The sequence below is a fragment of the Halobacterium sp. KA-6 genome (assembly GCF_021029015.1).
In the GTDB taxonomy this organism is placed as follows: Archaea; Halobacteriota; Halobacteria; order Halobacteriales; family Halobacteriaceae; genus Halobacterium.
In genome coordinates this window covers 34306-51451 of the sequence record NZ_JAJJZH010000009.1, presented here as the reverse complement: position 1 = coordinate 51451, position 17146 = coordinate 34306, and the positions used below count along the sequence as shown (strand labels likewise).

Annotated in this window: 17 protein-coding genes and 1 tRNA gene; 7 read left to right on the top strand and 11 right to left on the bottom strand. The window is 68.7% G+C overall.

Features of this window, described 5'->3' with window-relative positions; translation table 11 throughout:
- Positions 1-228: 228 nt before the first annotated feature.
- From LPA46_RS15135 to LPA46_RS15120, 4 genes are all read right to left on the bottom strand, one after another.
- The gene (locus LPA46_RS15135) at positions 229-531 is read right to left on the bottom strand and encodes a hypothetical protein (RefSeq protein WP_230893214.1); all 303 of its coding nucleotides are present in this window, start codon (positions 529-531) and stop codon (positions 229-231) included.
- A gap of 96 nt (positions 532-627) precedes the next feature.
- Entirely contained in the window at positions 628-885 is a 258-nt protein-coding gene (locus LPA46_RS15130) for a hypothetical protein (protein ID WP_230893213.1), read from the bottom strand.
- Between the two features lie 148 nt (positions 886-1033).
- Positions 1034-1107: transfer RNA gene (locus tag LPA46_RS15125), tRNA-Ile, on the bottom strand.
- 65 nt (positions 1108-1172) lie between these two features.
- Positions 1173-1769: an FxsA family protein gene (locus LPA46_RS15120; protein ID WP_230893212.1), complete on the bottom strand. Its 597-nt coding sequence runs from the start codon at positions 1767-1769 to the stop codon at positions 1173-1175.
- Positions 1770-1868: 99 nt separating this feature from the next.
- Here LPA46_RS15120 and LPA46_RS15115 point away from each other — a divergent pair, with 99 nt between their 5' ends.
- On the top strand, positions 1869-3491 hold the full coding sequence (locus LPA46_RS15115) for a DUF255 domain-containing protein (protein WP_230893211.1): 1623 nt from the start codon (positions 1869-1871) through the stop codon (positions 3489-3491).
- A gap of 232 nt (positions 3492-3723) precedes the next feature.
- Positions 3724-4524 carry a TrmB family transcriptional regulator gene (locus LPA46_RS15110; protein ID WP_230893210.1) on the top strand — a complete coding sequence of 267 codons (801 nt, stop codon included), beginning with the start codon at positions 3724-3726 and terminating at the stop codon, positions 4522-4524.
- Here the strand turns inward: LPA46_RS15110 and mptA are convergent, their stop codons facing one another.
- Together mptA and LPA46_RS15100 are read right to left on the bottom strand one after the other, a co-directional pair.
- Entirely contained in the window at positions 4525-5457 is a 933-nt protein-coding gene (gene mptA / locus LPA46_RS15105; RefSeq protein ID WP_230893209.1) for a GTP cyclohydrolase MptA, read from the bottom strand.
- Between the two features lie 70 nt (positions 5458-5527).
- A complete protein-coding gene (locus LPA46_RS15100; RefSeq protein WP_230889595.1) occupies positions 5528-6355 on the bottom strand; it encodes an NAD(+)/NADH kinase in 828 nt (275 codons plus the stop codon).
- Positions 6356-6473: 118 nt separating this feature from the next.
- Between LPA46_RS15100 and LPA46_RS15095 the strand changes: the two genes are divergently transcribed.
- Positions 6474-7646 carry a KaiC domain-containing protein gene (locus LPA46_RS15095; RefSeq protein ID WP_442908264.1) on the top strand — a complete coding sequence of 391 codons (1173 nt, stop codon included), beginning with the start codon at positions 6474-6476 and terminating at the stop codon, positions 7644-7646.
- Positions 7647-7955: 309 nt separating this feature from the next.
- On the opposite strand, the gene LPA46_RS15090 is transcribed toward LPA46_RS15095, so the two are convergent.
- The gene (locus tag LPA46_RS15090) at positions 7956-8381 is read right to left on the bottom strand and encodes a universal stress protein (protein ID WP_230889597.1); all 426 of its coding nucleotides are present in this window, start codon (positions 8379-8381) and stop codon (positions 7956-7958) included.
- Between the two features lie 73 nt (positions 8382-8454).
- Entirely contained in the window at positions 8455-10242 is a 1788-nt protein-coding gene (locus tag LPA46_RS15085; RefSeq protein WP_230893207.1) for an ATP-binding protein, read from the bottom strand.
- 81 nt (positions 10243-10323) lie between these two features.
- Between LPA46_RS15085 and LPA46_RS15080 the strand changes: the two genes are divergently transcribed.
- Together LPA46_RS15080 and LPA46_RS15075 are read left to right on the top strand one after the other, a co-directional pair.
- Entirely contained in the window at positions 10324-11079 is a 756-nt protein-coding gene (locus LPA46_RS15080; protein ID WP_230893206.1) for an inositol monophosphatase family protein, read from the top strand.
- Between the two features lie 46 nt (positions 11080-11125).
- Positions 11126-11467, top strand: a complete 342-nt coding sequence (locus tag LPA46_RS15075) for a DUF7113 family protein (RefSeq protein ID WP_230893205.1) — start codon at positions 11126-11128, stop codon at positions 11465-11467.
- On the opposite strand, the gene LPA46_RS15070 is transcribed toward LPA46_RS15075, so the two are convergent.
- Genes LPA46_RS15070 through LPA46_RS15060 form a run of 3 tightly spaced genes read right to left on the bottom strand, consistent with a single transcriptional unit; the run spans position 11464 to position 15136 of the window.
- Positions 11464-13071, bottom strand: coding sequence for a hypothetical protein (locus LPA46_RS15070; protein ID WP_230893204.1), 1608 nt, complete (start codon positions 13069-13071; stop codon positions 11464-11466). The two genes, LPA46_RS15075 and LPA46_RS15070, sit on opposite strands and share 4 nt — an antisense overlap.
- A gap of 1 nt (position 13072) precedes the next feature.
- The gene (locus LPA46_RS15065) at positions 13073-13831 is read right to left on the bottom strand and encodes an ABC transporter ATP-binding protein (protein ID WP_230893203.1); all 759 of its coding nucleotides are present in this window, start codon (positions 13829-13831) and stop codon (positions 13073-13075) included.
- Between the two features lie 60 nt (positions 13832-13891).
- Complete coding sequence (locus LPA46_RS15060; protein ID WP_230893202.1) at positions 13892-15136, bottom strand: DNA double-strand break repair nuclease NurA; 1245 nt, start codon at positions 15134-15136, stop codon at positions 13892-13894.
- Positions 15137-15296: 160 nt separating this feature from the next.
- Between LPA46_RS15060 and LPA46_RS15055 the strand changes: the two genes are divergently transcribed.
- Both LPA46_RS15055 and gpmI read left to right on the top strand, forming a co-directional pair.
- The gene (locus LPA46_RS15055) at positions 15297-15560 is read left to right on the top strand and encodes a hypothetical protein (RefSeq protein ID WP_230893201.1); all 264 of its coding nucleotides are present in this window, start codon (positions 15297-15299) and stop codon (positions 15558-15560) included.
- Positions 15561-15612: 52 nt separating this feature from the next.
- Positions 15613-17142: a 2,3-bisphosphoglycerate-independent phosphoglycerate mutase gene (gpmI, locus tag LPA46_RS15050; RefSeq protein WP_230893200.1), complete on the top strand. Its 1530-nt coding sequence runs from the start codon at positions 15613-15615 to the stop codon at positions 17140-17142.
- Positions 17143-17146: the final 4 nt, after the last annotated feature.

Sequence of the window (17146 nt, the reverse complement as noted above, 5' to 3'; positions counted from 1 at the left end):
CGTTCGACGCAGGAAAGTGCTGGGCCGCGACGTGTGGCGACGCGCCAGCGGGGACACTGAAGCCCGCGACGTCGAGGCCGAATCGAGTGGGGCGTGGGGGCAGTCGGCCTCGACGGTCAGCGGGGGAGGGGACCAACGGGCACCGGGTTGGGTCTCGATGCCCACGTCCCCGTACCCGCCCATCCCTACTCAAAGCGGCGCGCAGTCGCAGCGCGTGCAAAAACCCTCTCAGTCGACGAGTTGGCGCGCCATCCACTCCTCGCTGGCCTGCCCGAGCATCGTCTCCCAGTCCGGGAACGACGTGCGCGCCGCGACATACTCGTCGAACGCCGCCTCGTCGATGGCCGCGAAGTCCGACCGCGTCGCCACCTCCCAGTCGCTGTCGTCGAGGAACCCCCGGAACGTCGCCGCGTCCGTGTGTCGCTCCATGAACCCCGGCGTGAACAGTTCGCCGAGCGCCCCGTCGTCACCGCTCAGCGCCGCCGCCCGCTCATGGAGGTCGTCCACGAGCCCGGTCACATCCTCAGTCATACACGAGTAGTCGTAGCGGGAGAGCAAAACCGTTCGGGAGCAGCAACGAAGAGAAATTTCCGTCGGGGGTCGTTGGCAGAGGCTGTGGGAGCGTGCCTAGTCGCTGGGGCCTGGTTGTCGGGGTCGGTGCACGCTGGTCTGTGGTGTCGCCGTATCTTTGTAGGTACGCCAGACTGCCAGCGCTCGCTGTCCGCCAAGTACCGCGAGGATCGTCATCGCGACGGTGGCTGCGGTCGCAGGTTCGGACACTGCTGCGAGGGCCGCGAGGTTGCCAACGACGAGCAACGCAGTTGTTTTGGCTACTGCTTGTAGGCTGTACGCTTCGAGCGGTCGGTGGGGAGTCGGTTGGGTCATCTCAGTTGGATAGATGGCCTATAACCCCTTAGTGGTAATCTGAATGATATTTCTGTAAGCGGTTTTGCTGAAAAACATTTCAGCACAAGCGAGGCTGTGGCGTCGTAGAAGAATTAACGGGCGAAGAGGGGAGCGTGCGAAAACGGAATGGGCCAGTCCGGATTTGAACCGGAAGCTTCCACCTTATCAGAGTGGCGCTCTACCTAATTGAGCTACTGGCCCAACGCATCCCGACGTTTGCCGCTGGTACAATTAAGGGTTTCCTTTCTACAGCGCGCCGTCGTGCGTTACCGGGTGTCGGTGTCGTCGCCGTCCTCGAATTCCACGTCGTAGGAATCCTCGTCGAGGTCGATGGTGTCGTCGTCGCTGCCGCCCGCTGCGCCCGGGCCGAACGGCCCGCTACCGCCGGGGCCGCCGTCGCCGCCCGCGCCGGCGAACGGGCCGCCGCTGTCGTCGTCGCCGGGGAAGCCGAACGTGTAGACGTTCCCGGTGGCGAACCCGCCCGTCTTCTGGTCGAGCTTGGGCTTGATGACCCACTCCTTGACGGCGTAGCGGAACGGGTAGCGTGTGAGCGGGAAGACGAGCAGGAAGCCCAGCGCGTCGGTCAGCAGACCGGGCGTGAGGAGGAACGCGCCGGCGGCGATGAGCAGCCCGCCGTCGACGAGTTCGTCGGTCGGCGTCTTCCCTTGCGCGAGCGAGCGCTGGATGCGTCGGAGGGTGTGGCGGCCTTCCGCGCGCACGAACAGCGTGCCGAGCAGGGCGGTGAGGACGACGAGCGCGACCGTCACCTGCCAGCCGACCTGCCCCGCGACGAACACCAGGAACAGGGCGTCCGCCAGCGGAATCACGAGGAGCGCGAGGAACAGCCACCGGAGTCGGGGCATACGCCGGGGTAGCCGTCCGCGATTCATAGCCTTTCTGTTGCACGGGGAGGCGTTCGCCCGTGTCGAAACGGTTTCCCGGGTTCGCCGCGCAGCGAACGTATGGACGAGTCCGCCGACGCGACGCGCGTGGAGTGGCGCGAGTGGGGCGAGGAGGCCTTCGCGGAGGCCGCCGAGCGCGACGTGCCGCTCTTGGTGTCGCTGGTGACGTCGTGGAGCGACTGGTGCCGGCAGATGGACGAACGGACGTACGCCGAGCCGCGCATCGCCGCGAACGTCAACGACGACTTCGTGCCGGTGCGCGTGGACGCCGACCGCCACCCTCGGGTGCGGGAGCGCTACAACATGGGCGGGTTCCCGTCGACGGTGTTCGTGACGCCCGAGGGCGACCACCTCGCTGGCGCGACGTTCCTCGAACCCGAGGGGTTCCGGCAGGTGCTCCAGCGCGTCCGCGAGACGTGGGACGAGCAGGGCGAGGATGCGGGGAGCGTGCCGCGCGCGCTCCGCGGCGGCGAGCCGCCGGTCGGTCCCGTGAACGGTGACATCGAGCGGCTGCTCGCGGGCCAGCTCGGCGAGCAGTTCGACCCCGAGCACGGCGGCTGGGGGACCGACGAGAAGTTCCCGCTGCCGGCGACCGTCGAGTTCGCGCTCAAGCGCGAGCGCGACCAGGCGCTGCGCACGCTCGACGCAGTCCGCCGCAACCTCGCGGACGACGTCGACGGCGGGTTCTTCCGGTTCGCGCACGGCCGCGACTGGTCGGACCCGCAGCGCGAGAAGGTGCTCGCGGAGAACGCCAGCCTCCTGCGCGCGTTCGCGTCGGCGTACCTCCACACGGGCAGCGAGGACTACCGCGAGCCCGCCGAGCACACCATCGACTACGCGACGGGGACGCTGTGGACGGGCGAGGCGTTCGGCGGGAGTCAGGCCGCCGGCGAGTACTTCGAGCAGTCCGCCGACGAGCGCGCGAGCCACGCGGAACCGCCGGTCGACGAGACGGCGTACGCGGACGTGAACGCGCTCACCGCCGACGCCCTGCTCGCGTTCGCGGCGTACACTGACGACGACACCGCGACCCGGTACGCCGAGCGCACGCTCGACTACCTCCGAGAGACGCTCGTCGACGGCGCGACCGTCCGGCACTTCGACGAACCGGACGCACCGACGGGCTTGCTCGCGGACCGTGCACGCGTCGTGCAGGCGTTCGCGTCGGCCGCCCAGGTCCTCGGCGGCGACTACCTCGACACTGCAGTCACGGTCGCCGACGCCACCATCGACGACCTGCAGGACGCGACTGGCGCGTTCCTCGACGGCCCCTTGGAGGGCGCGGGCTTGCTCGACCAGCCGCTGCGCCCCATCGACGACACCGCCGTGATGGCGGACGCGCTCGTCGACCTCCACTACCTCACACGGGACGCGCGCTACCACGAGGCCGCGTCGGACGCCGTCGGCGCGTTCGCCGGCGCCGCCGAGCGCATGGGCGCGCAGGTCGCGGCGTACGGCACCGCCGCGTCCCGGGTCGTCGGCGACCCGCTCGTCGTCGAAGTCGCGGACGAGGCCGGCAGAGACCTCCACCGCGCCGCGCTCCGGATGGCCGACCACGAGAAAGTCGTCGTCCCGGACGCCGACGGCGAGCCGGGGACCGCGTGGCTCGTCGAGGCCGACGGCACGAGCGAGGCCGTCGACTCCCCCGAAGCGCTCGCGGACCTCGTGGCGAACGCTCAATAGCACTCGGGAGGCCACCGGCATCCACCGAACTCCTCTAAATCGGGTTTCAAGGCGGCTCGCGGCGTATCCTCAGGTGATGGCGCGCGAACAACCTGATTCTCCGGTCGACCTCGACGAACTGCTCGACGAACTCCCGTACATCGAGGCCCGGCCGCCGGACCCACCCGAGTGAGTCTCGTGGGCCGTAAACTGGGGCAGCGTTTTTCACGTCGGCTGTCGAATCGACAACGACATGGCTGACTTGCGGGACCTCGGCCTCTCCGAGTACGAAGCCAGTGCGTACCGTGCACTCCTCCGAACCGGGCCGGCAACTGCCAAGGAGTTGTCCGAGGAGAGCGGCGTGCCGATGGGCCGCATCTACGACGTGCTCGGCAGCATCGAATCCCAGCACCTCGTGCGCAGTCAGGCTGCCAGCCGCCCGAAGAAGTACGTCGCCGTCGAACCGGAGACCGCGCTCGACCGCCTACTGGAGGACCGCAAGCGCGAACTCCGGGAGAAAGCCGACCAATACGAGGCTGTCGTCGACGAACTCGAAGCCGACCTCCAGACACCCTCCGAACCCGAGGAGGGGTTCTGGACGGCCGCGCTCGGCCCCGCGGACTCCCTGGACCTCCTGCTCGAACGCATCGACACCGCCGACGACTCCATCCGGCTGCTGGCGGGCTTCGAGTCCACGAGTTTCGACGTCGCAGACACCACCAGCCGCATCGTCGACCACCTCGAAGACGCTCTCGAACGCGGCGTCGACGTCTCCGTGCTCATCTCCCAGGACCTCTCCTCGAACATCCCCGACGAGGTCAACGAGCGCTACGTCGCCGTGCTCGCCGAACACCCCGGCTACGAGGTCCGCATCGGCCCCGTCGTCGAGGGCAACGTCACCATCGTCGACGACGCCGAAGTCTGCTTAGAAGTGACGAACCCCGTCGAACCCGACGAGTCGTTCGCGATGATAGACCTCCACGATTCGACGTTCGCCGCGGATGTTTTCGAGGTGTTTGCGGAGACGTGGACCGACGCCGCGACGCTGGACTGACTACTCGCCGTCGACTTCCTGCTTCAGCGCGCCGAACTCCGCGATGCGCTCGGCGTGGGCGTTGTGCTGGTGGATGGATTCGTCGTTGGACTGCTTCATCGTGACAATCGCGTCGTCGTCGAGGTGGTCGAACTCCGCGACGACACCCTCCGCCATCGAGCGCACGCAGTCCTCCACGAATTTCGCGTTCGCGTGGGCGGCGTAGGTCATGTGGTCCTCGTCCGGGCGCTTCGCGAGGTTGTAGATGCGCGCGCTCATCGAGTCCCGCGCGACCTCCACGACGTCCATCAGGTCGACGTCCGGGTCCCCGGAGGTCTCGATGGTGAGCGTCGCGTGCCCGCGCTGGCTGTGCCCGGCCTGGGGCACCTCCTGGAGGAACTCACGGACGTTCTCCTCGCCGACGTCGAGCTCCTGGAGTTTCTCGCGGGCGTGCTGGCTCATCATCTGCTGGCTGCACGGACACACCGTCATGCCGACGACGCGCGCGCCGATTTCCTCGCGTGTCGGCTCGCCCTCCTCGGCAGTCGCGGAGGCGACGATGTCGACGGTGCCCTGCGTCGGGCGGCCGCTGGCGGGCGTCTCGTCCTGAATCATCAACTCGGCCTCCATCTTCACGGTCGCCGTCGTCGTGTACTCGTGTTTGTCGAGCAGGCGCTCGGCGGTCTCCCCGCACATCTCCTCGACGCGGTAGACGGGCTCAGAGACGGCGTCTTCGAGGGTCTCGTCGATGACCTCCATGTTCCGGCTCATGTCGATGCCCTTCCGGCCCTGCGGGAGGTCGACGTACACCTCGAACTCCGCAGTCAACACGATGGGGCGCTTGTCCTCGCGGGCGATTTTCACGAGCTTCTCGACGCCCGTCACCCCGACCTGACTCAACCCCACGGCAACCTCCGGCTCCGTCGCCTGTACGTCCGGCAGCTGCTGGCTCATTGTCCCGCGGTACGGCTGGTGGCTCACTAACCCTTTCCGTTCCGGCGACCCGCTCCCGTTCGTCGAGGGGCTACTTGAGTTTGTTCAGCGCCTGGAAGAAATCCGAGTCCGGGCCCGCGACGCGCGCCGGTTCGTCGGCCGCCTCGACGGTGATTACCTCGGGCGTCTTCACGCGCTGTCGGTTCGACCCGTCGCTGGAGACGACGGCGTACTCCGGGCCGTCCACGCGCACCGTGACCTCGCCGCCGACCGGCGTCAGCAGCGGCGGCATCGCCTCGTCCGCACACATGCCGTTGACGACGAACGCGCCGACGCCCGGCTGCACGAGCGGGCCGCCCTCGCTGAGGTTGTACGCGGTGCTCCCGGTGGGCGTCGCAATCAGGACGCCGTCGGCGTGCGTCGCCTCGAACAGCGACCCGTCCACGCGCACTTCGAGGTCGATACCGTGGCCGTGGCCGCGCTGGTCGCCCTGAATCACGACCTCGTTGAGTGCCGGCGTCAACGACCACTCGCGCTCCCCGGAGGCCGCCGCTCGCGGCACCTCGCGGTGGCGCACCTCGTCGGTCTCCCGGTAGCGTTCCACCTCCCGGCGCACTGCCGAGACGGCGTCCTCCGGCGCGACCGCGTTCAGGAAGCCGACCTCCCCGAGGTTCACACCGAGCACCGGCGTCGACCCCGCGCCCCGCGCCGCGAACAGGAACGTGCCGTCCCCGCCGATACTCACCACGAGGTCGCAGGCGTCGAACTCCGCGACCTCGTGGCCGTCACCGTCGAGAGCGTCCGCCGTCGCCGTGTCCAGCCACACCTCCACGTCCTCGCCAGCGAGCATCTCGCGGACGTCCGCGGCGAGATACGCGGCCCGCGAGTTCCCCCGCTGTGCGACGATTCCAACGCGCATACGCTCACTCGGGGAGCCGTGCTTGAAAAACCCGCGGGCGGCGGAAACTACTTTTCGCTGTGTCCCGACCACCCGGACATGGAGCCGACGGCGCAGTGCGCCGCGGTACGGAGGCGTCATCGTGGCTGACGAGGAGGACGAAGACTGGTTCGAGAAAGCCTTCGAAGAGGAGACCGAGGCGGAATCCGAAGAGGCACCCGACGAAGAGCCGTCGGAGTCCGAATCCGAGGAGCCGACAGCCGAGCCGCCGTCGGAATTTGGCGAGGAATTCCCGGGGGAGTCCGGCGAGGAACCGTCCGAGCCCTCCGAGTCGCCGACGCCAGCCGGGCCCGAGGACGAAGCGGAGCCGGGCCCCGAGAGCGAGGTCGACGAGTTCGCCGAAGCGTTCGGCGGCGGCGGTGGTGGTGGCGAACCCGCGGGCGGCGAAGAAGACCTCTTCGAGGACGACTTCGCGGCCGCGTTCGGCGGTGGCGGCGGCGGTGGTCCCGGTGCCGCCCCGTCCGGCAGCGAGGACGACTTCGGGTTCGACCTCGACGCCGACGTCGGCGCGGGCGGCCCCGGCGGCTTCGAGGAGGACGAGGAGTACGAGTCCGACATCCCGCGCATCGACTTCGGCATCGAGGGCCTCGACGAGATGGTGCAAGGCGGCGTCCCCGAGCGCTCGCTCATCGTCGCCATCGGCGGCGCCGGGACCGGGAAGACGACGTTCGGCCTCCAGTTCCTCCACGAAGCCATCCAGAACGGCGAACGCGCCGTCTACATCACGCTCGAGGAGTCCCAGCAGCGCGTCGTCCAGAGCGCCACGGAGAAAGGCTGGGAGTTCGACCGCCACACCGAGGAAGGCAACCTCGCGGTCGTCGACATCGACCCCATCGAGATGGCCAACTCCCTCACCAGCATCCGCAACGAACTCCCGCGGCTCGTCGAGGAGTTCGGCGCCAGCCGCCTCGTCCTAGACTCCGTCTCCCTGCTGGAGATGATGTACGACGACCAGTCTGTCCGCCGTACAGAAATCTACGACTTCACGAAAGCGCTCAAGGACGCCGGCGTCACCACGATGCTCACCAGCGAAGCCTCTGAAGACAACCCCTTCGCCTCCCGCCACGGCATCATCGAATACCTCACCGACGCCGTCGTCGTCCTCCGCTACATCCGCCCCGAGGACTTCCGGGAGACCCGCCTCGCCGTCGAAATCCAGAAGATTCGGGACGCCAACCACTCCCGCGAGACGAAGCCCTACGAGATTACCCACCAGGGTATCAGCGTCTATCGGCAAGCGAATATCTTCTAGCGCACGTTTTGCGCTGCGCTCGGCGGCTTCGCCGCCTCGCTCGGCAAAACCTGCACTAAAAGCACTCCTCCTTCGGTTCGTTCGCTACGCTCACTCCCCTCAGTCGTCGGCCCGCGAGCCACCGGCTCGCGGTGAACCGCTTCGTTCGGGTCCTTCGGACCGCTCACTCGCGGATGCTGGTCGCTACCGGCTGCGTAGGTTCAAGTAGGAGAGCGGGACCAACCCCCGACAGTGACCTGAATCCGGCGCAGGTCGGTCGAGGCGGGAGCGCGGCGAACTGGCCTGCGTACTTCGCGCCGCCTGTCAACCCTACCTGACGATCGTCACTGGGACCGGCGAGCGCCGTACGACGCTCTCGGCGACGCTGCCGAGGAGGATGCGGGAGACGCCGGAGCGCCCGTGACTCCCCATTACGACGTGGTCGAAGTCGTTCTCCTCGGCGTAGTCGACGATGGCGCGGCTCGGTCGCCCGACTTCGGTCGTCGTGTCGATGTCCTTGTCGTACTCGTCGGCGGTCTGTTTGGCGTCGTCGAACAGCTCCTCGGCGGCGTCTTTGGCCTGTTCGAACCACTCCTCCGAGTAGCCCGGCACGGTCGCCTGCGCCGTGTACCCGGCCTCGATGGGGTCGATGACGTTGATGGCCGTGATTTCGGCGTCCTTGAAGTGTTCGAGGGCGTACTCCAGGGCTTCCTTCGACTGCTCGGAGCCGTCGACGGGAACGAGAATCTTCGTCATGGTGTCGGCTCGAAATTGACCAGCCCGGGTGAAAATTCTATGGGCCGCGGACCGCCCGACGTGGCGACCGTGGTCAGTCCCGGCCGTGCCGCGTGAGGCACGTCGGCAGCCCCTGAATCTCGACGGGCTCGGAGTTGTCCGGCGAGTAGACGACCATCTGACCCTTCTCCATGTAGGGGACCTTCGACTGCAGCGACGACGGGATGTTCACGGCGTTGATGGCGTCCTCGTCCCCGAGGTTCAACACGACCGTCGTGTTCACTTGCTTGAACACGGGGTCGGCGATGTCCTGGGGGTCCTGCGTGATGAGGAACAGCCCGAGGCGCTCCTTGCGGCCCTGTTTGGCCGCTTCCGTGAATTTCCCGACGACCTTGTTCGCCTGCACGCTGTCGGCGTCCGCGAGGAAGTTGTGGGCTTCGTCCATCCCGACCACGAGCGGCGTCTCCTTGATGGTCTCGTAGCGCGGGTCGTTCGAGAGCTTCTGGTCGACGAGCAGGCTCGACACCGCCAGCACCACCGTCTCGGCGGCCCGCGAGTTGCTGATGTGGTAGGTCGGGACCACCGACAGCCGGCCCGGACGGACGAACTGCCGGTCCTCCACGAGCTCCGTAATCGGGCGCGCGTCCTGGTCGAACAGCCCCGACGGCATCCCGTGAACACGACGGAGCACGGCCTCGTAGGTCGCCTCGTGGACGCGCCCGGACTCGTCGAGTTCCTCCTTGAGTGCGGGGTCGTCGAGGAACGAGCAGAACTCCTCGTACGTGCCGCCCTGCCCGTACTGCCCGAAGAACCGGTCGAGCAGCAGGTGGAGTGCGCCGTACTGGTTGTCGTTGAGGCCGCTGGAGGCGACCAGCCACGGGTTCGAGCGCACCATCGAGAACGGAATCGTGAATTCGACGCGTTCGGCGTCGTGGTGGTCGGCAGCGTACGTCGCCGACCCGACCTTCGGCACGAACGCGACCGTGTCGTCGTGGCCGCCGTGCGCGAGCCCCTGCGTCTCCCAGCGACGCTCGTCGCTAGCGTCGGCTTCGGGGTTGTCGTCGTGCATCTGCGCGTACTCGTCCTGCGGGTCGAACTGGACGACTGCCATCCGGCGCTCCGCGCCGCCCGTGTCCACGGGGTAGCGGCGGTCCTCGTGGAGGTACTGCCGGAGCACGTTCTTCGCGGAGTGGGTCTTCCCCGACCCCGTCCCACCCGCGACCAGCGTGTGCCGGAAGACGAGCGGGTCGCCGGCCTCGTAGTCGTCTTTCACGCGGTAGTCGATGGTCGGCGGCTCTGCCGCAGTCCGCACCTTCTCGCCGCCGACCGAGAGGTGGCCGAGGAAGACGCCGTCCTCGGGAATCTTCAGCCCGGTCTTGATCTCGGTGGCGTCGTCGGCAGCCCGCACGACCGTCTCCGGCTTGGGCACGCGGTCGGCCATCCGGCGCTTGAGGTCGTCTCCATCGCGGTAGAGGACGGCGACGGGGTCCAGTTCCGCGAGGAATTTGTAGTCCTGCTCGTCGACGCTCTCCGAGCGCATCGCGCGCCGGGCGTGAATCTCGGTGGCGTCGTCGCTCTGGAACGCCTGCACGTACTCCAGGCCGGTAATCTTGCAGAACAGTTTCTCGCCGCCGGGGTACGGCGCGACGAGGTACGAGCCGAGCCGGACCGACGACCGGTTGCTCGCGGTGACGTACGCCTTCAGCGCGGTCTCCTGGCCGTCCTCGTGGATGCGCAGGCCTTCCGAGACGGTGAGCGCGCCGAGCCCGTCGTCGCTGCCGGTGTCGTCGAGGTCCGGGCGCTCGAAGTCGTCGGCGTCGCTCTCGGCGGCGTCCGCGTCGTCGCCGTGGTCGTGGTCCGCGAAGTCCCCGAGGTCGCTCATGCTCTCGGAGTGGCGGGCCGCGCACTAACCCCTTTCCCTCGAACCGCAAGGGCTTAGGAACTGGTCGGACGCCGTCCGGCGATGCTCTCCACAGTCGAGAACACGGCGGTTCGGGCGTGTCTCGCAGGCGGTCGCCACCTCCGCGAGCGGTTCGGCCGCGAGGTCGACGCGGAGTTCTCTCGACACGACGTGAAGGCCGCGGCTGACCGCGCGAGCGAACAGCGGATGCTGGACGTGATTCGCGGCACACACCCCGACCACGCGGTGTACGCCGAGGAGTCCGGGGACGTCGCGACCGAGGGCGACTACCGCTGGGTCGTCGACCCGCTAGACGGCACGAACAACTTCGTCTCGGGGCTGCCGTCGTTCGCGACTGCCGCCGCCGTGCTCGACGACGACGGTCCGGTCGTCGGCTGCGTGTACGTTCCCGTCAGCGACGACCTCTACGTGGCGCGCCGCGGCGAGGGCGCCCGCCACGACGGCGACCCGGTTTCAGCGGACGGCGATGTTCCGACGGCGAAGGCGACCATCGCGTTCGTCATCGGGCACGACGTGAAACGGGACAACCGGATGGATGAGGCGGCGTCGATGCAGGCCGCGCTGGGAGACGTCACGAAGCGCGTCGTCGATAGCTGGTCGCCGTGCGTCCACTGGGGCGCACTCGCTCGGGGGCGCATTGACGGAATGGTGTGTTTCCACCCGGACGACGAGGAGCAGCACGTCGGCGAACTGCTCGCGTCGGAAGCCGGCGCGTCGACCGCAGAACCCGGGGACGGTGTGTACGTCGCGGCGACGACGCCGGCGATCCGCGAGGACCTCGTGGACGCGGTGCGGTAGTTCTCACGTCCGCGTGCTTATGCCCGTCGCGTCCGTACGGTCGTGCATGTTGCTGGTGCGCGGTTCGGCGGCCGGGACGACGTTGACGGGGACGCTGTACGAGCGCGGCGAGGAAGCGCCGTCGTTCAAGGGAGCGCCCGACGAGGCAGCGCCGTACGTCTGGGTCTGCGACGAGTTCTACGCGGTAGAGAGCGGTGGGAGCACCCAGGAGGTCGGCGGGCAGGACGTCAACGTCGCCTTCGAGTCGCCGATGCCGCGCGGGTTCGACACGCGCGAGCAGGCGCTGGACGCGGCCCGCGAGCACGTCCGCACGCAGTTCGCGCGCATCGGCGTCGACCCTGCGGACGTCGACATCGAGGTCGAGCCCGAGCACGAAGCCGAAATTTAGGCGGTGTAGTCGTCGAACGCGCGCACCGCGATTCGGACGGAGACAGTCGCGAGGATTCCTGCGAGGAGCACGCCGACAGCGAGCGCGCCGACGTGGACGGCGGCGTCGGCGACGCCGAGGAGGTTCGCGAGCGCGCCGGCAGCCGCAGGGACCTGCACGGCAGTGGCGATGCCGGCAGTGAGCAGGAACGCGAGCGTGTAGACGCCGAACGCCCACATCGAGGGGACGACGACCTCTCGGCTGCGGCTGATACTGGTGGCGTCGTACTTCGGGTAGGTCGTGCCCACGCCAGCCGCCAGCGCCGCGGCGAGCACGGGCAGGACGGCGGCCGCGACGACCGTACACGCGAGCGCGACTGGCGGGAGCGGGCTGAGGACGGCGAGCCCGCCGGCAACGGCGACCGTCAGCGGGACGCCGAAGACGGCGCTCGCGACGACGAGCCCGCCGACGAAGTCGCGGCCCGAAATGCCCGAAATCGCGGTGACCGGGAGCACTGCACCCTCGTCGCCGAGCGGATTGAGGGTGAACGCGGCGCCGGTCATCCACGCGCCGTACAGCGCGATAGAGGGCGGAAGTGAAGAAGTGACGTGGCCGGCTTCGACGCTCGCCTGCACGGGCGTCACGAGCAGGAACGCGGGGTACGCGACGAAGACGAGTTTGATGGGGGCGCGACGGGCGCGTAGCCAACTCTTCCGTGCGACCCACGCGGGCCGCCGCCCGACGAGGCGGTCGAGGCGGCCGCTGGAGACGGAGTCGGTCTCGCGTTCGCTGGCTTCGACGCTCTCGGTGTACCAGCGGCGCTCGGAGAGCCGGACGCTAGCGAGCACGCCACCCGCACCGAGGACGACGGAGCCAGCGAGAACGACGCCGGCTTTCGCGGCGCTCGCGGAGGGAACGACCGCGAGCACGGCGAGGTCGGCGTACCACGAGACAGGCGAGGCCTGTGCGACGCCGAGAATCGGGTCGATGGCCTCGTCGAACGTGCCGGAGACGATGAGTCCGAAGTACGCGAGGAACGCGGCGGCACCGATGAGCGTCTTGAACCGCGCGACGATGGCGGACCGACTGGCGAGGTAGGCGATGCCGACGCCGATTGGGAAGCCGACGAGGAACGCGGTCGCAGTGAGCGCGAGCACGGCGAGCGCTGCGAGCGGGAACGCCAGCGGGGAGCCCGCGCCGACCGCGAACGCAGCCGACGCGACCAATAGTGGCGCGGTGAACAGGCCGGCGGCGCGCACGTAGCCCGAGAGCAGCAGGCCACCTACCACGTCGCGGGCGGGGACCGTGGTGAGGTAGCCGTCGCGGACGTCGATGTCGCCGAGTTGGACGACGGTCAGGTACGCCGCCATGAACAGCGTGATGGTGGCGAGGCCGGCGGGTACGAGGCTGACGAGTTGGCTCAGTTCACCGGGATTCTCGGCGAGGCCGCGGCCGCCCAGGTACGCGCCGTAGGCGGCCGCCGCGGTGAACGCGGCACCGAACACGACGACGATGCCGACGGACGCGAGTTGGGCGGTGCTCTTCCCGCGGAGCGTCCGCCACGCGATGCGGAGCTCGTTGGCGGCGATGCGGACGGCGTGGTTCGGGTCCGGGAACGCGACCATCTCAGGCCTCCTCGGCAGCGTCCCCGATGCCGCCGGTGACTTCGAGGAAGACGTCTTCGAGCGTGCGCTCGTCGCCGGCTTCCGCGCGGGTCTTGAGGTGTTCCGGCGAGCCCTCGGTGACGAGGCGGCCGTCGTAGAGCACGCCGACGGTGTCCGCGAGTTCGTCGACGACCGGGAGGATGTGCGTCGAGAGGAAGACCGTGGCGTCGCCCTCGGTGAGGTCAGCGATGGTGTCGCGGACGGTGCGAGCGGCTCGCGGGTCCAGTCCCGACGTCGGTTCGTCGAGGAAGAGCACGGCCGGGTCGTGGAGCATCGCCTGGATGATGCCGACCTTCTGTTTCATCCCCTTGGAGTACGCCGAGATGCGCTTGTCGGCGTCGCCGGCCAGCGAGAATCGGCCGAGTAGGTCGTCGATTCTGGTTTCTGCTTCCGCCTCGGGGAGGTCGCGGAGGCCGGCGATGTAGCGGAGTTGCTCGCGGCCCGTGAGTTCGGCGTGCAGCGGCGGCTCTTCGGGAAGGTAGCCGACGTTCGAGACGACGGCGTCGCGATTCGCGACGTCCGCGCCCGCGACCGTCGCGGTGCCGTCGCTGGGTTTCGTGAGCGTCGTGAGCATCCGCATCGTGGTGGTCTTCCCGGCTCCATTCGGGCCGAGGAAGCCGTAGACGCTGCCGGCGGGAATGGCGAGTTCCAGTCCCTCGACGGCGGTCTCGTCGCCGTACCGCTTCGTGAGGTTGCGCGTCTCGATGGCGCGGTCGGTCATTCACCCGGAACTGCTGGTTCGCTCGCCTTAAAGGTGGACGCGGGTTCGCGGGCCGCGCAATCAGGTGTCCCAGCGCTGGTCGTCGTAGTTCTCGTCCCGCCGGCTGTCGAAGGAGCGTTCCAGTTTCCGGACGAGTTCTTCCTTCTCGGTCGCACCGATGCGCGCGAGTTCGTCGGCTTTCCCAACAGGCTTGGGCGGCCCGGCTTCCGCGGCGACCTGGCTGATGACGTAGCGCTCGACGGCGTCCCGGCAGTCCTCGCTGTCGGCGAACGCGCACGGCAACTCGACCTTGTGCACGAGGTCGGTGCGCGGGTCGTAGACGACGAAGAACGCGACCTCGTAGGCCTCCGCGGGGAGTTCGCGTTCGACGCCGAGTTCGCTCGCGTCGGCGAATACGCCGTCGGCGCCGAGCGTGGACGTGAACCAGCCCGTCCACGCCAGTTCGTCCGTGATGCGGTGGTAGTCCTGCCCGTCGAACTCCCGGCGTTCGAGCACCTGCCCGAAGAACGCGGCGTCGCTGGCCCACGGCGTCGGCCGGCCGCGGTCGCGGAGCGCGCGTACGAGCGCCTGGCTCGCCGGGCTCTTCACGAACCCCGCCAGCGGCACGTCCTTGTCAGCGAAGCGCTCGACGAGCCGCACGTAGTTCTCCAGCACTTCGCCGACGAGTTCGTTCTCGGTGACGAGGTCCGCGAGGCTCGCGTGGCGGTCCGCCCAATTCACCAACTGCTTCGGGTAGACTGGACCGTCCAGCAACAGCAAGTCGCCCACGTCGTCGGCGTGTTCGAGGGCGTGGTGGCTCTCCGCGAGGTAGAGCGCGAGGCCGTGGACGACGCGCTCTTGGTCACGGGCGAGCGGCGTGGTATGGACGATGCGGCCGCGGCTGTACCCCTCGTCCCACTTGCGCCAGTCGGTGTCGGTGCGGACGGTGGCGTCGTTGGAGTGGACGCTCGTGATGACCGTGCGCGAGCGGTGGAGGTCGAGGTCGCTGGGCGTCGCGCTCATCGCGGCCTGCGCGAGGTCGAGCACGAGCCCGTTCTTGAACGTCTTCGGGTTGATAGTGCCCGAGTCGAGGCCGTGGGCGGTGTCGAACGGCGACGGCTGGAGCGCCAACTCCTCGACGTCCGCGGCCGAGCGGCGCTGTTCGGCGAGCGGTTCCAGGACGGGGCCGTCGTCGCCGTAGAGCGGGTCGAGGTAGTTCGCCCACGTCTCTTCGGCGACGTCGCGGTGCTCCTCGGCGTCCACCTCGTGGCGAATCTGGCTCGCGAGTTCCGCGATGCCGTCGAAGTGGACGGGGTCGAGGGTCATGGCCTCCCCTCGGGCGCGGAGGGTCAAATAGTCCGTCGTTCGCGCGGTCCCGAGGCGCGATTTCTTTACTTGCACTAATCGCCAGATGGCGGCGTTTACTCGCGTACGAGGTAAGTTTTGTCAGAATAGTTAAATGGCCGGGGGAGAGAGGGTGGGGTAGATGTCGCAGGGCGACTCCACGGTCAACTGGCGACGCACCGACGACGGCGTGGAACTCTACGACGAAGCCGACTCCGACGCCTGGATTCGGATGGCCGTAGAGCCCGGCGCGCCCGCCGAAGAGCGACCGTACAGCGTCTGCTCCGAGTGCGGGCTCGTCGCGGCCCAACGCACCGTCCCCGGTCGCCACATGGTGTGCGCGGACTGCGGCGCCGAGTTCGACGTCGACGCGACGGCGGACGCCCGGGCGCCCGACGGCGACTGACGCACTGGCCGGAGACGACACGTAAATACGGGCGGCCCGCGGACGCCCGAACATGCAGGCCGCGCTGGTGATTCTCGACGGCTGGGGGCTCGCCGACCACGACAGACTGAACGCCGTGCTCGCGGCGGACACGCCGAATCTCGACGAGTACTCGCGCCGCGGCGGCTCCGGCACGCTCACCACGCACGGCCGCGAGGTCGGCCTCCCGCGCGGCCAGATGGGCAACAGCGAAGTCGGCCACCTCACCATCGGCTCCGGGCGGGTCGTCCTCCAGGAGTACACCCGCATCAACGACGCCATCGCGGAGGGAGAACTCTGCCAGAACGACGCCATCGGCGGCGCGCTCGACCACGTCGAACGCACGGGCGGCCGCGTCCACTTCGTGGGCCTCGTCAGCGACGGCGGCGTCCACTCCGACCACGAACACCTCCACGCACTCCTCGAGTGCGCGGCGAGCCGCGACCTCCCCGCGACCACGCACGCGTTCACGGACGGCCGCGACACCGCGCCCCACGGCGGCGAGAACTACCTCCAGACCCTCCAGGAGGTCACCGACGAGTACGACACCGGCGACGTCGCCACCGTCGTCGGCCGGTACTACGCGATGGACCGCGACCAGAACTGGGAACGCACGAAGCGCGCGTACGACGCCATCGTCAACCGGAACGGCGACCACCACGCCGAGTCCGCGGTCGAAGCAGTCCAACAGAGCTACGACCGGGGCGACACCGACGAGTTCGTCGAACCCACGATTGTCAGCGGTGGGGACGCGCTCAGCGAGGGTGACGCGGTCGTCTTTTTCAACTTCCGCGCGGACCGCGCGCGCCAACTCGTCCGCATGCTCGCGGACATCCGCCCCGAGGACTGGGAGGAAGAAGGCGTCTCGACGGACCCACCGGAGGTGCCGGTGGCGACGATGACCGAGTACGACGAGACGTTCGACCTCCCGGTCGCGTTCGAGTCCGAGCGCCCCGCGGACACGCTCGGCGAAGTACTCGCCGAGCACTCCCTCACCCAACTGCGGGTCGCCGAGTCCGAGAAGTACCCCCACGTGACGTACTTCCTGAACGGCGGCCGCGAGGTCGAGTTCGCGGGCGAACGCCGCGAAATCGTCGAGAGCCCGGACGTCCCCACGTACGACCTCGCGCCCGAGATGAGCGCCGAGGGCGTCACCGACGTCGCGCTCGACGTCCTCGACGCCGACGACCCGGACGTGCTCGTGTTGAACTACGCGAACCCCGACATGGTCGGCCACACCGGCGACTACGAGGCCGCCATTGAGGCCGTCGAAACCGTCGACAGCCAACTCGCACGGCTCGTCCCCGCGCTCCGCGACGCCGGTGCCGACGTCTGCGTCACCGCCGACCACGGCAACGCCGACGACATGGGCACCCAGGAGGACCCCCACACCGCGCACACGTTCAACCCCGTCCCGTTCGTCCACCTCCCCGCCGAGGAGCGCGAGGAGGACGCCAGCGACGTCCGCGACGACGGCGCGCTCCGGGACGTCGCGCCGACGCTACTGGACCTGCTCGAAATCGAGAAACCGACCGCGATGACCGGCGAGACGCTGCTGGAGTAGCGGG

Excerpts from the sequence above, each read along its gene's own strand:
- LPA46_RS15135 (WP_230893214.1), bottom strand. The coding sequence starts at position 531 with ATGACTGAGGATGTGACCGGGCTCGTGGACGACCTCCATGAGCGGGCG.
- LPA46_RS15130 (WP_230893213.1), bottom strand. The coding sequence starts at position 885 with ATGACCCAACCGACTCCCCACCGACCGCTCGAAGCGTACAGCCTACAA.
- LPA46_RS15120 (WP_230893212.1), bottom strand. The coding sequence starts at position 1,769 with ATGCCCCGACTCCGGTGGCTGTTCCTCGCGCTCCTCGTGATTCCGCTG.
- LPA46_RS15115 (WP_230893211.1), top strand. The coding sequence starts at position 1,869 with ATGGACGAGTCCGCCGACGCGACGCGCGTGGAGTGGCGCGAGTGGGGC.
- LPA46_RS15110 (WP_230893210.1), top strand. The coding sequence starts at position 3,724 with ATGGCTGACTTGCGGGACCTCGGCCTCTCCGAGTACGAAGCCAGTGCG.
- mptA (WP_230893209.1), bottom strand. The coding sequence starts at position 5,457 with ATGAGCCAGCAGCTGCCGGACGTACAGGCGACGGAGCCGGAGGTTGCC.
- LPA46_RS15100 (WP_230889595.1), bottom strand. The coding sequence starts at position 6,355 with ATGCGCGTTGGAATCGTCGCACAGCGGGGGAACTCGCGGGCCGCGTAT.
- LPA46_RS15090 (WP_230889597.1), bottom strand. The coding sequence starts at position 8,381 with ATGACGAAGATTCTCGTTCCCGTCGACGGCTCCGAGCAGTCGAAGGAA.
- LPA46_RS15085 (WP_230893207.1), bottom strand. The coding sequence starts at position 10,242 with ATGAGCGACCTCGGGGACTTCGCGGACCACGACCACGGCGACGACGCG.
- LPA46_RS15080 (WP_230893206.1), top strand. The coding sequence starts at position 10,324 with ATGCTCTCCACAGTCGAGAACACGGCGGTTCGGGCGTGTCTCGCAGGC.
- LPA46_RS15075 (WP_230893205.1), top strand. The coding sequence starts at position 11,126 with ATGTTGCTGGTGCGCGGTTCGGCGGCCGGGACGACGTTGACGGGGACG.
- LPA46_RS15070 (WP_230893204.1), bottom strand. The coding sequence starts at position 13,071 with ATGGTCGCGTTCCCGGACCCGAACCACGCCGTCCGCATCGCCGCCAAC.
- LPA46_RS15065 (WP_230893203.1), bottom strand. The coding sequence starts at position 13,831 with ATGACCGACCGCGCCATCGAGACGCGCAACCTCACGAAGCGGTACGGC.
- LPA46_RS15060 (WP_230893202.1), bottom strand. The coding sequence starts at position 15,136 with ATGACCCTCGACCCCGTCCACTTCGACGGCATCGCGGAACTCGCGAGC.
- LPA46_RS15055 (WP_230893201.1), top strand. The coding sequence starts at position 15,297 with ATGTCGCAGGGCGACTCCACGGTCAACTGGCGACGCACCGACGACGGC.
- gpmI (WP_230893200.1), top strand. The coding sequence starts at position 15,613 with ATGCAGGCCGCGCTGGTGATTCTCGACGGCTGGGGGCTCGCCGACCAC.